13 protein-coding genes are annotated in these 14663 nt (G+C 65.7%); all 13 read left to right on the top strand.

Annotation, left to right across the window (positions count from 1 at the left end):
• Nucleotides 1-32 precede the first annotated feature (32 nt).
• Complete coding sequence (locus AAC640_RS07560) at nt 33-338, top strand: hypothetical protein (protein WP_340265504.1); 306 nt, start codon at nt 33-35, stop codon at nt 336-338.
• 15 nt (nt 339-353) lie between these two features.
• Nucleotides 354-1625: a Gldg family protein gene (locus AAC640_RS07555; RefSeq protein ID WP_340265503.1), complete on the top strand. Its 1272-nt coding sequence runs from the start codon at nt 354-356 to the stop codon at nt 1623-1625.
• Between the two features lie 184 nt (nt 1626-1809).
• Entirely contained in the window at nt 1810-2307 is a 498-nt protein-coding gene (locus tag AAC640_RS07550) for a division/cell wall cluster transcriptional repressor MraZ (RefSeq protein ID WP_340265502.1), read from the top strand.
• Entirely contained in the window at nt 2304-3269 is a 966-nt protein-coding gene (gene rsmH, locus AAC640_RS07545; RefSeq protein ID WP_340265501.1) for a 16S rRNA (cytosine(1402)-N(4))-methyltransferase RsmH, read from the top strand. The genes AAC640_RS07550 and rsmH overlap by 4 nt, the downstream gene beginning before the upstream one ends.
• Nucleotides 3266-3916: a colicin transporter gene (locus tag AAC640_RS07540; protein ID WP_340265500.1), complete on the top strand. Its 651-nt coding sequence runs from the start codon at nt 3266-3268 to the stop codon at nt 3914-3916. The genes rsmH and AAC640_RS07540 overlap by 4 nt, the downstream gene beginning before the upstream one ends.
• The gene (locus tag AAC640_RS07535; protein WP_340265499.1) at nt 3916-5619 is read left to right on the top strand and encodes a peptidoglycan D,D-transpeptidase FtsI family protein; all 1704 of its coding nucleotides are present in this window, start codon (nt 3916-3918) and stop codon (nt 5617-5619) included. The genes AAC640_RS07540 and AAC640_RS07535 overlap by 1 nt, the downstream gene beginning before the upstream one ends.
• Nucleotides 5620-7062 carry a UDP-N-acetylmuramoyl-L-alanyl-D-glutamate--2,6-diaminopimelate ligase gene (locus tag AAC640_RS07530; protein WP_340265498.1) on the top strand — a complete coding sequence of 481 codons (1443 nt, stop codon included), beginning with the start codon at nt 5620-5622 and terminating at the stop codon, nt 7060-7062.
• On the top strand, nt 7059-8435 hold the full coding sequence (locus AAC640_RS07525; protein ID WP_340265497.1) for a UDP-N-acetylmuramoyl-tripeptide--D-alanyl-D-alanine ligase: 1377 nt from the start codon (nt 7059-7061) through the stop codon (nt 8433-8435). The genes AAC640_RS07530 and AAC640_RS07525 overlap by 4 nt, the downstream gene beginning before the upstream one ends.
• Complete coding sequence (gene mraY / locus AAC640_RS07520) at nt 8435-9508, top strand: phospho-N-acetylmuramoyl-pentapeptide-transferase (RefSeq protein ID WP_340265496.1); 1074 nt, start codon at nt 8435-8437, stop codon at nt 9506-9508. Before AAC640_RS07525 ends, mraY begins: the two co-directional genes overlap by 1 nt.
• A 5-nt stretch (nt 9509-9513) precedes the next feature.
• Nucleotides 9514-10836, top strand: a complete 1323-nt coding sequence (gene murD, locus AAC640_RS07515; RefSeq protein WP_340265566.1) for a UDP-N-acetylmuramoyl-L-alanine--D-glutamate ligase — start codon at nt 9514-9516, stop codon at nt 10834-10836.
• 25 nt (nt 10837-10861) lie between these two features.
• Entirely contained in the window at nt 10862-12064 is a 1203-nt protein-coding gene (locus AAC640_RS07510) for an FtsW/RodA/SpoVE family cell cycle protein (RefSeq protein ID WP_340265495.1), read from the top strand.
• Nucleotides 12061-13227 (top strand): undecaprenyldiphospho-muramoylpentapeptide beta-N-acetylglucosaminyltransferase, encoded by a 1167-nt coding sequence (murG, locus tag AAC640_RS07505; RefSeq protein ID WP_340265494.1) that lies wholly within the window; start codon nt 12061-12063, stop codon nt 13225-13227. Before AAC640_RS07510 ends, murG begins: the two co-directional genes overlap by 4 nt.
• Nucleotides 13224-14645, top strand: a complete 1422-nt coding sequence (gene murC, locus AAC640_RS07500) for a UDP-N-acetylmuramate--L-alanine ligase (RefSeq protein ID WP_340265493.1) — start codon at nt 13224-13226, stop codon at nt 14643-14645. Before murG ends, murC begins: the two co-directional genes overlap by 4 nt.
• Nucleotides 14646-14663: the final 18 nt, after the last annotated feature.

Here is a 14663-nt window from a genome sequence, read left to right as displayed (position 1 = left end):
TCGCGGCGACGATAAAAAGAGCGCTTTTTTTGATGGCTGACCAATCCCGCCGACAGGAAGGGTTGCAGCGCGTCCAGATCGGTCTCACCGGGCTGGCGGGCGTGGTGCTGCTCGTCGGCCTCGCAAATATCGTGATCGACAAGGCGCGGATCGACGATCCAGCCCTGCCGCCACCGACTGTACCGACGCTGGAGGTCAATGCCGTGGCGCCCAAGGAACCGCTGGCGGAATTGGGGGTCCAGCCCGCGCCGGAGCAGGTGCCGATCGTGCCCGATCTTCAACCCGATCCCAATCTCAAGAAGCCGATGGACCAGGACCCGCAAGCTGGGGCGCATTGATGCCGGGTTGATGGTTTGACCGCCACGCTGCGCAGTTTCGTCCTGCTGGGATGGTCCGCGCTGGCGGTGCTGGTGGGGGGTCTCGTTCCGCTGCTTCGCACCGGCCAGGTGGAACTGCGTGGCTGGGCGCTCGCCACGCTGCTCGTGCTGCCGCCGGCCGCTGCCTTGCTCAAGGCGCGGCGAGGGGCCGGGGCTGCCTGCTGGGCGAGTTTGGGCGCCATAGCGACGGTGATGAGCTTCGCAGGTCTGGCGACAGTCCGGCCGCCGGCCTTTGTCGGCGCGCTTGGGTTCGCCGGCGTGGCGCTGATGGCGACCGCGGCGGGCCTTCTGCTTTGCCGTCGTCCTCTTCCCGCAAATGCGGGCGCGCGGCTTGGCATCGGGCTGGCAATCGCGGCCCTTGCTCTGGCTGCGTGGCGGGAGGCGAAGGCCCCTCATATCGGGCCGATTGCCGGCGCGCGGCCCCCATTGGCCGTCATCACCAGCCTGCCGTTGTTCTGGGAGGAAGCCGTTTCCGGCCCGGCTGCGCGCGCCGATGCGCCGATCATCACCGTGCTGCGCCAGCGATTTGAGGTTCGGCCGGTTGACGGTCCGCTCGCGCTGGCAGGCACGGGGGCACCGCGATTGTTGCTGGCGCAACCGCGCGCTCTGTCGCCCGTCGAGCTTGTCGCGCTCGACCAATGGGTGCGTGGGGGCGGGCAGGCTCTGTTCCTTGCCGATCCTCAGCTGCATTGGCCGATGGCGCTGCCCATGGGTGACCGACGAAGGCCGCCGCCTGTGACGCTGCTCGCCGGCTTGCTCGGCCATTGGGGCGTCCGCCTGCTCCCCGGCGATGGAGAGAGGGACGAGCGGCGTCATTTCCTTGTCGACGGCCGGCTCCTCACCCTCTACGGGGCATCCTCCCTCCGGGCCACAGGACCTGATTGCCACGTCTTTGATCAAGGCGCCGTCGCCCGATGCAAGGTCGGCAAGGGAAATGCCACGATCGTGGCGGACGCTGACCTGATTGACGACCGTATGTGGCTGGCGGACCCGGCCCGCCCGCTCGACACGGGCCAGTGGACGGCCGACACCCCGCAGTTCGCGGCGCAGGCGCTTGGCGCAGACCTTCCAGGCCGCCGAAGCTGGCTTTGGTCGGGCCCCGTGCTGGTCAGCGCCGTTCGTTGGGCGGCCCTGGTCGGGATTATCTGGGCAATGGTGGGCGCGATGCTGTTTCGCGCCGGGCACCAGCGTCTATTTGGCGCGCGCGAACGTCCTTCCGACCCCGTCATGACAAAGAAAATGAGATAAGAACCAGAACAAAACAGGATTTCCCAAAATCTCCCGACTTTTCCCTTTTCTTGACGCCCATGGCTTGGTATTTGAAAGCCATAGGGGTTGTCAGGCTTTGCTAGTCCTGTGCACCAGGCCGTGACGAGCGCGGTTTGGTGGACGACGGCCTGCGCCCCTGCGAACAGAGGGGCAGCATCCAAAAGTGTCGGACGTCATTCTCTTTACGGGCAACGCGTTCAGCGTCGCGGACGGCAAGGGCCGGTTCGTGCTGCCCCTGGAGATGCGCCGGCAGGTGAAGCTTTCCAGCGGCAATGAAAACCGGCTCTATCTCTCGGTCCATGGCGACAACCCCTGCGCCACCGGCTTTGGCGAGTCGCACCGCCGTTTCCTGTTCGACGAGGTCGAGGACCTGGCCCGCGAGGCGCGCGCCCAGGGCCGCGACTATCATGCCGACCTGGAGATGGAACGCCGCCTCGGCACGATCGAGGAAGTGAATTTCGACGAAGGCGGCCGCTTCGCCATGCACCCCGACATCAAGGACGAATATGGCATCGCCGATGCTGTCTTCTTCTATGGCGTGGGCCGCTATATCCAGATCTGGAAGCCTGAAACGCTGGTCGACAGCAAGGACCGGCCCGAACTGATCCGCAACAAGGTGCGCCGCTGGCTCGACCAGCGGGCGGCGGGGGGCGTCAAGTGAGCGCGTCCGCCGGCCCTGTTACAGATGCCGCGCGCCATATCCCGGTCCTCCTTGACGAAGTGCTTGACGCCCTCGCCATCAAACCCGGCGAGCTTCATGTCGACGGCACGTTCGGCGCGGGCGGCTATTCCGGCGCGATGGCGGAAAAGGGGGCGAAGGTGTTCGCGTTCGATCGCGATCCTGATGCCATCAAGGAAGGGCAGGCCTTTGCCGACGAGAAGGGCATCACGCTGATCGCCGGCGAATTTTCCCGCATGGAAGCGTTGCTGGCCGAGCGGGGAGTGATGGCGGTCGCGGGGGTGACGCTCGACATCGGCGTGTCCTCGATGCAACTAGACCGGCCGGAGCGGGGCTTTTCCTTCCAGTCGGACGGGCCGCTTGCCATGACGATGAGCCAGAACGGGATGAGCGCGGCCGATTTCCTGAACACTGCCCCGGAGCAGGAGATTGCGGATGTCCTCTATCGCTATGGCGAGGAGCCGCGATCACGTCGCGTCGCGCGCGCGATTGTCGAGGCGCGACCGCTGGAACGCACCGGCCAGCTGGCGAGCGTTGTGCGCCGGGCGCTTGGCCACAAGCCGCATGACAAGAAGGACCCGGCAACCCGTACCTTCCAGGCGATCCGCATCCATGTGAATCGTGAACTCGAGGAACTGGAGCGGGGCCTGGAGGCGGCCGAGGCGATCCTGGAGGAAGGCGGAAGGCTGGCCGTCGTTACCTTCCACAGTCTGGAAGACCGCATCGTCAAGCAATTCCTGCGCAACCGCAGCGGTCGGGAGGGGGCGGGATCGCGCCACCTGCCCGAACGCAAGGCCGGCAACGCGCCCACCTTCCACAAGCCCGCCAAGGCCGTACGTCCGGGCGAAACCGAACTGGCGCGCAACCCCCGCGCCCGGTCCGCGACGCTTCGCAGCGCCATTCGTACGTCCGCCCCCGTACCTCCCCGGAGTGCCCGTCCATGATCGCGGTCAAGAGATTGCAGAGCCTGATCTGGATCCTGCTTGTGGCACTGGGGGCGTTGGGAGCCTATCTCGTTTCGCTGAAGGTCGCGACCGAGCGCAACGAGCTCATGAAGGTCCGGACGCAGATCGTGCGGGCGCGGGCGGACATCCGCTATCTGGAAACGGAATTCAGCGCGCGAGCCAGCATGCGCCAGCTGGAACGCTGGAATCAGGACGATTTCATGTATGCGACGCCGACCGCCCAGCAATATCTGGCGGGCGAACAGGCGCTGGCGCATCTGGACGGGGTGCAGCCCAATGGCCCAGACTATGTCGCGCCGCCGGTGATGGTGGCGATGGTGCAGACCCCGGCCGATCTGCCCTCCGCGCCCCAGGCGGCGCCTGCCAGCCCTGCTGCCAGCCAGATCCGCAGCGACATTGCCGTCATTCGCGAAGCCCACGCGGCCGACAATGTCGATGAGATCGCCAAGGCCCCGTCGAAGAGTCCAGCCGAAAAGGCGAAGGACGACGCCGACGTGTCGAAGCCCAGCCCGGTCGCGCGGCGGGCCGAGCGCATGGCGATGCTGGACGCCAAGTTGCTGGATGACAGCACCATGGGCGATATCAGTGCCAAGGCGGCGCGCGAACGCAAGAAGGGAGCACGCTGATGGCAACCCTCATCGTTCAGCCGGGCGGCGCGCGGGCGGGCAAGCAGCGGGTCGACCTGACGGCGATTGCGCATAATCGGCTGATGATGCTGCTGATCCTGTTCATGGGCATAACCGCGGTGGTGATCCTGCGGCTGACATGGGTCGGCATCTTCGCTCATGCCGGCACCGGCGATGACAGCGCGGCAGGCTTACTGCCCGCGCGCGCCGACATCGTCGACCGCAACGGCGTGCCGCTCGCGCGCACGATGGACGCCTATTCGATCGCGGTGCGGCCATCCAGGCTGATCGGCGACCCTGCTGAACTCGCGCGCAAACTGCATGAAATCTTTCCCGACGAGCCGGAAGCCAATTTCCACAAGAAGCTGACCGGCAGAGGCTGGGCCTATCTGCGTCGCCGCGCGCTGCCCGAGGAAGTCGCGGCGGTGAATGCACTGGGCGAGATTGGGATAGAGTTCCCGCGCGAGAAGGAACGGCTGTATCCCCAGCGGACCCTGGCGGCGCATGTGCTGGGCTTTGCTCCCGGCGCGGACGGCAAGGGCGGCATGGGGGTCGAGGCCGCGTTCAACGATCGGCTGACCGACCCGGCGTTGCGCGGCCAGCCCTTCTTCATGTCCATCGACAGCCGCGTGCAGGGCGCGCTGGAGAGCGAGCTTTACGCCCAGTTGGTGCAGACCCGTGCCAAGGGCGCGGGCGGCGTGATCCTGGACGCCAATACGGGCGAAGTGATCGCCATGGCGTCCATTCCCGTCTTCGACCCGAACAAGCTGGAAAATTACGCGGGGAAGAACTGTAGCGAATCGCCGCTGTGCAATCACATGGTCCAGGCGCGTTACGAACTCGGATCCGCCTTCAAGCCGCTGTCGATTGGCGCGGCGATGGATCGGGGGGTCGTCACCTCGATGTCCAAGACCTACGACGCTACCGCGCCGCTGGCCATCGCGGGCTTCCATATCAAGGACGACCATCCGCTCGGGCGCTGGATCAATGTGCCGGAAATCCTGGTGCACAGCTCCAATATCGGCACCGCGCGCATTGCTGACCAACTGGGTGCGGAGCCCCTGCAGCATCTGTTTCGGGAGCTGCACTTCAATGAGCGCGCGCCGATCGAGCTGAAGGAACGTGCCGGCACGCTGTGGCCGGTCAACTGGGGCCGCATCACCACGCTCACCGTTTCCTATGGCCACGGCATCGCCGTAACGCCTTTGCATCTCGCTTCGGCTTATGCGGCGCTGGTCAATGGCGGGCTGTGGCGGCCCGCCACCCTGCGCAAACTCAAGCCGGATGAGGTGCCGCAGGGACGCCGCGTCTTTTCCGCCGCCACCAGCGCGCGGATGCGCCAGCTGTTGCGCATGATCGTCGCGGCGGGTACAGGTCGCAGCGCCGATGCCAAGGGATACCGTGTCGGCGGCAAGACCGGATCGGCTGAAAAGGCCGAAGAGGGCCGGTATAACAAGACTTCGCTGGTGACGACTTTCGCTTCTGCCTTCCCCATGGACAATCCGCGCTACGTGGTCCTCGTCACGATGGACGAGGCGACGGGGCAATATGGCCTGCGCACGGCGGCCTGGACGGCGGCTCCCGTGGTGAAGCGGGTTGTCGAGCGGATCGGACCGATGGTCGGCGTGCTGCCCGACGAGCGCCGCGATGTCGATATTTCGGACCTTATGCCGCTGCTCCATGGTGATGGGGAGAAGGAATAAATGCGCCTCGGGTCGCTGATCGAGGGGCTGGATGCGAAGCTCGACACGGGTGCGCCGCTCGACGCACTGGTGTCGGGCTTCGCGATCGATAACCGGAAGGTTGCACCGGGCACCGTCTTCGGCGCCTTCCAGGGCATGCGGGTGAATGGCGAGGATTTCATCGCCGATGCGGTGCGCGCTGGCGCCGTGGCGGTCGTCGCCCGGCCGGAGGCGACGGTCACGGGTGCGGTGCACATCGCCCATGCCAATCCGCGTCGGCTGTTCGCGCTGCTCGCGGCCCGCTATTTCGCGCCCTTCCCCGATGTGACCGTCGCGGTTACCGGCACGAACGGCAAGACATCCACCGTCGAGCTGGCCCGCCAGCTGTGGCGGATGCTGGGCCATCATTCCGCCTCTATCGGTACGCTGGGCGTCACCACGTCGGTCGACCAGGTGTCGACCGGTCTCACCACACCCGACATCGTCACCTTCCTGTCGAACATGTCGGGCCTGAAGCGCGAGGGCATCTCCCACGCCGCCTTTGAGGCGTCGAGCCATGGCCTTTCCCAATATCGCACCGAAGGGCTGCCGGTATCGGCCGCCGCCTTCACGAACCTGTCGCGCGATCACCTTGATTACCATGGCGACATGGACAGCTATTTCGAAGCCAAGATGCGGCTGTTCGACGAGGTTGTGGCGAGCGACGGCGCCGCGGTCATCTGGGCCGACGACGCATGGTCCGACAAGGTTCTCCAGCGGGCTACGAAGCGGGGGCTTCGTGTGCTGAGCGTCGGGGTGCAGGGGCAGGCGCTGCGCCTTGCCAACCGCACCCCGACCCAGTTGGGCCAGACGCTGGAAGTCGAAGCGGGCGGCACGTCCTACAAGGTCAACCTGCCGCTCATCGGCGCCTATCAGGCCGCGAACGCGCTGACCGCCGCCGGCCTGGTGATCGCCGGCGGCGAGGATGTGGCGAAGGTGCTGGACCTGCTCGGCCGGGTGCAGCCGGTGCGCGGCCGGCTGGAGCGGGCGGTCATCGCCAGGTCGGGCGCGCCCGTCTATGTCGATTATGCCCACACGCCCGACGGCCTGCGCGCCGCCATAGAAGCGCTGCGCCCCCATACGCGTGGGCGCCTGATCACGCTGTTCGGCGCAGGCGGGGATCGCGACCCGGGCAAGCGGCCGCAAATGGGCAAGGTCGCGGTCGACCTTTCCGACCATGTCATCGTCACCGACGACAATCCCCGCAATGAGGACCCTTCGGCGATCCGCGCTGCCATCATGGCCGGGGCGCCGGGCGCGGAGGAAATCGGCGGGCGCCGCGCGGCGATCGCGGCGGCGCTGGCCCAGGCGGGGGCCGACGATATTGTGTTGCTGGCCGGCAAGGGGCATGAACAAGGGCAGATCATCGGCGACCGAGTCCTGCCGTTCGATGATGTCACCGTGGCCCGGGAGTGCGCGGGTTGAGCAAGCTCTGGACATCCCAGGAAATCGTTGAGGCAACGGGGGGCGTCGCTTCGACGCCCTTTGCCGTTTCGGGCGTGGCCTTCGACAGCCGGGAAGTGACGGGCGGTGACCTGTTCGTCGCGATGAAGGGGGAAAGCACGGACGGCCATCGCTTCGTTGACAAGGCGTTCGGCCAGGGCGCGGCCGGCGCGATTGTCAGCGAACCCATCGCCCAGCCTCATGTGCTCGTGCCGGACAGCACTGCCGCGCTGGAAGCGCTGGGCCGCGCCGCGCGCGCCCGTATGCAGGGCAAGGTCGTCGGCGTCACCGGATCGGTCGGCAAGACGGGGACGAAGGAAGCGCTGTTCCAGGCGCTCGACCGCATGTGCCCGGACGAGGTGCATCGGTCGGTCAAGAGCTATAACAATCATGTCGGCGTGCCCCTGAGCCTCGCGCGGATGCCCCGCGATTCGGCCTTTGGCGTGTTTGAAATGGGCATGAACCACGCCGGCGAACTGGCAGAGCTTACCCGTCAGGTACGGCCCCATGTCGCTATCGTCACCGCTATCGCGCCGGCCCATATCGAATTTTTCGGCACCGAAGACAGGATCGCGCAGGCCAAGGCGGAGATCTTCGAAGGGCTGGAGCCCGATGGCACCGCGATCATCCCCTATGACAGCCCCCATGTGGCGATTCTCTATGAAAAGGCGGAGCAGCACGCCGCGCGCATCCTGACCTTCGGCTTCGATGAGGAGGCGGACGTCCGCGCGCGCGACATGGTGCCGGCGGCCAATGGCGGCACACTCGTCACCGCGAAGCTGCCGAGCGCGGAGCTGTGTTTCACCGTGGGCGCGCCGGGCGAGCATTGGGTCTCCAATGCGCTGGCCGTCCTGGCGGCCGTGGAAGCGCTGGGCGGCGACCTGGGCGCGGCGGGGCTTGCGCTTGCGGAAATGCCCGGGCTGCCGGGCCGTGGCGAGCGCCGCCGGGTCGCGGTCGCGGGTGGCGAGGCCCTGGTGATCGACGAAAGCTATAACGCCAATCCGCTCAGCATGGCGGCGACGCTCAAGCAACTGGGCAAGGAGCAGGCGGCGCGCCGCATCGCCGTTCTTGGCGGTATGCGCGAACTGGGCGAGCACAGTCTTGAGCTGCACGCCGCCCTCGCCGAACCGATCGCTGCGGCAAACATAGATTATGCGATATTGGTGGGGGATGAGATGAAACCGCTCGCCAGCGCGGTGAGTGGTGTTGTCGCATTTGACCATGTGCCCGATACAGCGGCCGCGACGAGCCTCATAGTCAGGGAAATGCGCGCGGGCGACGCGATCCTGGTCAAAGGGTCGAACGGCATCGGCTTGTCGCGGCTGGTCGCGGCGCTTGGGGAACAAAAGAACTGATGCTCTACTGGCTCGCCCAGACCATGGATTTTGCGGGGGTGTTGAACCTCGTCCGCTATCTCAGCTTTCGCGCCGGTGCGACGATCGCCACCGCTTTCATCATCGGGTTGCTGGTAGGCCCGCGTTTCATCGGCTGGCTGCGCGTGCGCCAGGGCAAGGGGCAGCCCATTCGCGATGACGGTCCGCAGACGCATCTTGCCAAGCGCGGGACGCCGACGATGGGCGGGCTCATGATACTGACATCGATGATCACGTCGGTACTGCTGTGGATGGATCTGAGTTCTATTTATGTCTGGGCCTGCCTGTTCGTGACGCTCGGCTTCGGCGCGATCGGCTTTCTTGACGATTACGACAAGGTGACGAAGGCCAGCCACAAGGGACTGTCGGGCAAGATGCGCCTGGCGTTCGAATTCCTGATCGCCGGCTTCGCCGCCTGGCTCATCGTCAATCAGCATGGCAACACTGCGCTTTACCTGCCTTTCTACAATGGTCCGGCGATCGAGCTGGGGCCTTTCTACTTCCTTTTCGCGGCGTTCGTGATCGTGGCGTTCGGCAATGCCGTGAACCTGACCGACGGCCTTGACGGCCTCGCGACCATGCCGGTGATCATCGCCTGCATGGCATTCATGGCGATCGTCTATCTGGTGGGGCGGGCCGACTATGCCGCCTATCTGGGCATCCCGCATGTCCAGGGCGCGGGCAATCTCACCATCTTGTGCGGCGCGATCATTGGCGCGGGCCTCGCCTTCCTATGGTTCAACGCGCCGCCTGCTGCCGTCTTCATGGGCGATACCGGCAGTCTGGCGCTTGGCGGGACGATCGGCGTGATCGCCGTTACCGCGCATCATGAAATCGTGCTGGGCGTGATCGGGGGCCTGTTCGTGGTAGAAGCCATGTCGGTGATCATTCAGGTCTTCTTCTACAAGCGGACCGGCAAGCGCGTATTCAGGATGGCGCCGATCCACCATCATTTCGAACAGCTTGGCTGGGCCGAACCGACCGTCGTGATCCGTTTCTGGATCATCTCCTTCGTGCTGGCGCTCGCTGGCCTCGCCACGCTGAAGCTGCGGTGAGCGGCATGGGGCTGGTATCAAGCGCCTTCGCAGGGAAACGCTACGCGGTATTGGGCCTTGCACGGTCCGGCCTGGCCACGGTCGAGGCGCTGGTCGCCAGCGGCGCCGGCGTTGTCGCCTGGGACAATCGGGAGGAAGCGCGCGCACTCGCCGCCGACAAGGCGGAGATCGCCGACCCATTGGAAATCGACCTGGCCGGTTTCGACGGCGTAGTGGTTTCTCCAGGTGTTCCGCTCAACCAGCACCCTATCGCCATGCAGGCGAAGCTCGCCGGCACGCCGGTGATCGGCGACATAGAGTTGTTCGCTCTGGCTCGCCCCACGCTCCCGGCGCATCGCGTCGTCGGGATCACCGGCACCAACGGCAAGTCGACCACGACGGCGCTTGTCCACCACATTATTGAAGCGGCCGGCATTCCCACGCGGATGGGTGGCAATATCGGCCTGCCGATCCTTGGTCAGGACCCGCTGCCCGAAGGCGGCATCTATGTGCTCGAGCTGTCCAGCTATCAGATCGACCTGACGCACAGCCTCGATTGCGACGTGGCGGTGCTGCTCAACATCACCCCGGATCATCTGGACCGCTACAATGGCTTTGACGGCTACGTGGCGTCCAAGGCGCGGCTGTTCGAGATGCAGTCGGCCGATCATGTCGCCGTGATCGCCACCGACGACGACCCAAGCCGCTCCATTGCCGCCACGCCGGGCGCTCGCCGCGTAGAGGTAAAGGCGAGCGACATCGACTCCGCTGCCCAGGCTGGCTGGCCCGCGCTGCAAGGCCCGCATAATGCCCAGAACGCGGCCGTCGCGATCGCGGTCGGTCGCGCGCTCGGAATCGATGTCGCGATCATCGGCCAGGCCCTGCAAAGCTATGCCAGCCTGCCACATCGGATGCAGCGGGTCGGCGAGCTGAACGGCGTGCTCTACGTCAACGACAGCAAGGCGACCAATCCCGCGTCGACGGCCCCGGCGCTGGCCGCCTATCCGCCGGTCAACGGCCGCCCGCGCCTTCACTGGATCGTCGGCGGCCTCGCCAAGACGGACAATCTCGACGAGTGCGCGCCGCACTTCGGCAATATCGCCCACGCCTATACCATCGGTGAAGCGGGCCATATGTTTGCCGACCTGCTGCGTCCGCATATGGCGGTGGACGATAGCGAGATGCTGTCGGCCGCCGTCCGCCGTGCCGCGCGGGTGGCGCAGCCGGGGGACGTGGTGTTGCTGTCGCCCGCCTGCGCGAGTTTCGACCAGTTCCGTGATTTCGAGGCCCGGGGCGATGCGTTCGTCGCGGCCGTCGCGGCATTGGAAGACGGCGACATGGACGGCTGAGGCGGGCGAAGAGGGGGCACAGGCTATGTTCAGGCCAGGCGAACTTGTGAAGGGGTTCAGGAACCGCACCGTTCCGCGCGAGCGCACGGCGCTTGCGATTTGGTTCTGGGAGATCGACCGGCTCCTTCTGTCGCTGATTGTCGCATTGATGGCGATCGGCCTCGTCGCCGTGGCCGCCGCATCGCCGGTCGCGGCTATCGATCGGTCCACCAGCACCGTCTCGGTGACTCCGCTCATCTATTTCTATCGCCAGCTGATGTGGGTGTTCATCGGCCTGCCGATCATGCTCGTCATTTCCATGCTGCCGCGTCAGCAAGCGCGCCGGCTGGCCTTGTTCCTCTCGGTCTTTTTCTTCCTGATGCTGTTGTGCGTTCCCCTGCTGGGATCGACGGTGAACGGCGCGAGGCGCTGGATCGATCTGCCCGGTTTCCGGTTCCAGCCCTCGGAATTCCTGAAGCCGGTCTATGTCGTCTCCACGGCCTGGCTGCTGTCACTGCGCGGCAAGGACGTGAGCCTGCCCGTCATCCCGCTCACCGGGGTGCTGACCGCACTGATTGCCGCCATCCTCATGAAGCAGCCGGATTTCGGACAGACGGTGATTTTCCTCGCCTGCTGGAGCTGCCTGCTCCTGTTGTCGGGCGTGCCGATGAAGGCGATCGGCGGTCTTGCCGGCGCCGGCCTCGCCGGGCTGGTGGTGATGTACATGTTCTATGAAAATGGGCGCCAGCGCATCAACGACTTCCTGGGCATCGGCGCGGCGCAGGATAGCGGGCCCGACCAGACGGAGCTGGCCTTTCGCACCATCACCCATGGCGGGTTCACAGGCGTGGGGCCGGGCGGGGGCCAGAACAAATTCCGCCTGCCCGAAGCGCATACCGACTATATCTTCTCCGTCATCGGCGAGGAATTCGGGCTGCTCGCCTGTATCGCCATCGCCTGCGTCTATCTCGCGGTGGTGGTGCGCGTGTTGCTGCGCATGCTGGACGAGGACGACAATTTCACCATCCTGGCCGCAGCGGGCCTTACCACCCAGTTCGGGCTGCAGGCGATCATCAACATGGGCGTCAATGCGCAGATATTTCCTTCAAAGGGCATGACGCTGCCCTTTATCAGCTATGGCGGCTCCTCTATGCTGGCGCTTTGTATCGGCGTCGGCCTGCTGCTCGCGTTCACGCGGCGCAACCCCTTCATGGGTCGGCACACGGTCGTCAAATGGAGTGGTCGATGAGCATTTCCCGACACTTCGTCCTCGCCGCCGGCGGGACGGGAGGTCACATGATTCCGGCGCACGTCGTGGCCGAGGAATTGATGCTGCGTGGCCATCATGTCGCGCTGGTGACCGATGAACGCGGCGCCAAGATTCCCGGCATCTTCGACAAGGCGCAGGTCCATGTGCTGCCCGCCGGGCGGATGACCAGGAATCCGAAAAGCTGGCTGGGCGCGCTGAAGGCGATCCTGGCGGGGCGGGCCATGGCGCGGCGGCTGAACGAGACATTCCGCCCGACCGCCGTTGTCGGCTTCGGCGGCTACCCCGCGATGCCTGCGCTGCTGGGCGCGCTGGCAGACGGCATTCCAACCGCCATTCATGAACAGAACGCGGTGCTGGGCCGGGTGAACCGCCTGCTGGCGCGCCGCGTCGATGCGATCGCCACTGCCTATCCGGTGGTCGAGCGCCTGCGCGACAAATATGCCGGCAAGGTGCATCTGGTCGGCAATCCTGTCCGCGAAGAAGTGAAGCAATTGCGCGAGGAGGAATTTCCCGCGCTCACCGACGAAAGCGTTTTCCGCGTACTGGTGATCGGCGGCAGCCAGGGCGCCAGCATCCTTTCGACCGTGGTGCCCGATGGCCTGGGCATGCTGCCATTAAGCCTGCGCCGCCGTCTTCAGGTGACGCAGCAATGTCGCGCCGAGGATATCGAGCGCGTTCGCAAGATCTACGCCGATCTGGAAATTCCCGCTGACCTTGCGACCTATTTCAACGATGTGCCTGAAAAGCTCAGCTGGTCCCATCTGGTGATCGCGCGGGCGGGCGCGTCGACGCTCGCGGAGCTGACCTGCGCGGGCCGTCCCGCGATCCTGGTGCCGTTGCCGAGCGCCATGGACGATCACCAGACCGTCAACGCCCGCGAAATGACCGAGGCGGGCGGCGCGCGCACCATTGCGCAGGCGCGCTTCACGGCGGTCGAGCTCGCCAAGCAGATGCAGAAGATGGCGATGGAGCCAGGCGCGCTCCAGAACGCCGCCCGGCGCGCCCGCGCCTGTGGCCGCCCCAATGCCGCGCGCGACATGGCCGATCTGCTGGAAAGCATCGGCCCGGCGCCCATCGTCAATGACCCGCTGCGCGTCGGCCCGGTGCCGACCAGCCTCAATCTCCAGGGAGTTCCCGCATGAAGGGTGTCGGCACCGACATCGGCACGATCCATTTCATCGGCATTGGCGGCATCGGCATGTCCGGCATCGCCGAGGTCATGCACAATCTGGGATACAAGGTTCAGGGGTCCGACGTCGCCGAAGGCTATGTGATCGAAGGGCTGCGCAAGAAGGGCATCGACGTGATGATCGGCCACAAGGCCGATAATCTGGGCGATGCCGCGGTGGTGGTGACCTCCACCGCGATCAAGAAGGGCAATCCCGAAGTCGATCTGGCGCTGGAAAAGCGCGTGCCCGTCATTCGCCGCGCGGAAATGCTGGCGGAGCTGATGCGGCTGAAGTCGACCGTCGCGATCGCGGGAACCCATGGCAAGACCACGACCACATCGATGGTCGCGGCGCTGCTGGACGCGGGCGGGGTGGACCCGACCGTCATCAATGGCGGGATCATCAACAGCTATGGTTCCAACGCGCGCCTGGGCAAGAGCGACTGGATGGTTGTGGAAGCCGATGAGAGCGACGGCAGCTTCCTGCGCCTCGACGGCACGCTGGCGGTCGTCACCAATATCGATCCCGAACATCTCGACCATTATGGCAGTTTCGACAAGGTGAAGGACGCCTTTGTCGAGTTTGTTGAAAACGTGCCCTTCTATGGTGCGGCAATGCTCTGCCTCGACCATCCTGAGGTGCAGGCGATCCTGCCCCGCGTGCAGGACCGGCGCATCGTCACCTATGGGTTTTCGGCGCAGGCCGACATTCGCGGCGAAAATGTCCAGCCAATCCCCGGCGGCAACCGTTTCGACGTGCAGATCCGCGAGCGCGACGGCTCGCTTCGCCGGATCGAGGGGATCGAAATGCCGATGCCCGGCCGCCACAATGTGCTGAACGCGATGGCGGCGATCGGCGTGGCGCTTCAGATGGGCATTGACGATGCGACGATCCAGACCGGCTTCGCCAAGTTCGGCGGGGTCAAGCGCCGCTTCACCAAGGTGGGGGAAATCCCCGTCGCCGGCGGCGTCGCGACCGTGATCGACGATTATGGCCACCATCCGGTCGAGATCAAGGCAGTGCTCGCCGCCGCCCGCGAAGGCGCGAAAGGCCGCGTCATCGCCGTGGTTCAGCCGCACCGCTTCACCCGCCTGCGTGACCTGATGGACGAGTTTCAGCAGGCGTTCAACGATGCCGACATCGTCTATGCCGCCCCGGTCTATCCGGCCGGCGAACAGCCCATCGAGGGCGTGGACAGCGGCGAACTGGTGGCCGGTCTCAAGCGCCGGGGCCATCGCTCCGCCTCCACGGTCGAGGGAGCGGACGACCTTGCCCGCGTGATCGCCGCCGACTGCCAGGCCGATGACATGATCATCTGCCTGGGCGCGGGCGACATCACAAAATGGGCCGCCGGGCTGGCGAGCGCCGTCGCGACGAAGGAAGCGGCCTGATGTCTAAAGCGCGTGGCT

It is taken from the genome of Sphingobium mellinum (assembly GCF_037860795.1).
Taxonomy (GTDB): Bacteria; Pseudomonadota; Alphaproteobacteria; order Sphingomonadales; family Sphingomonadaceae; genus Sphingobium; species Sphingobium mellinum.
The sequence above is the reverse complement of the archived record's forward strand: the minus strand, read 5'-3'. Positions and strand labels throughout refer to the sequence as shown.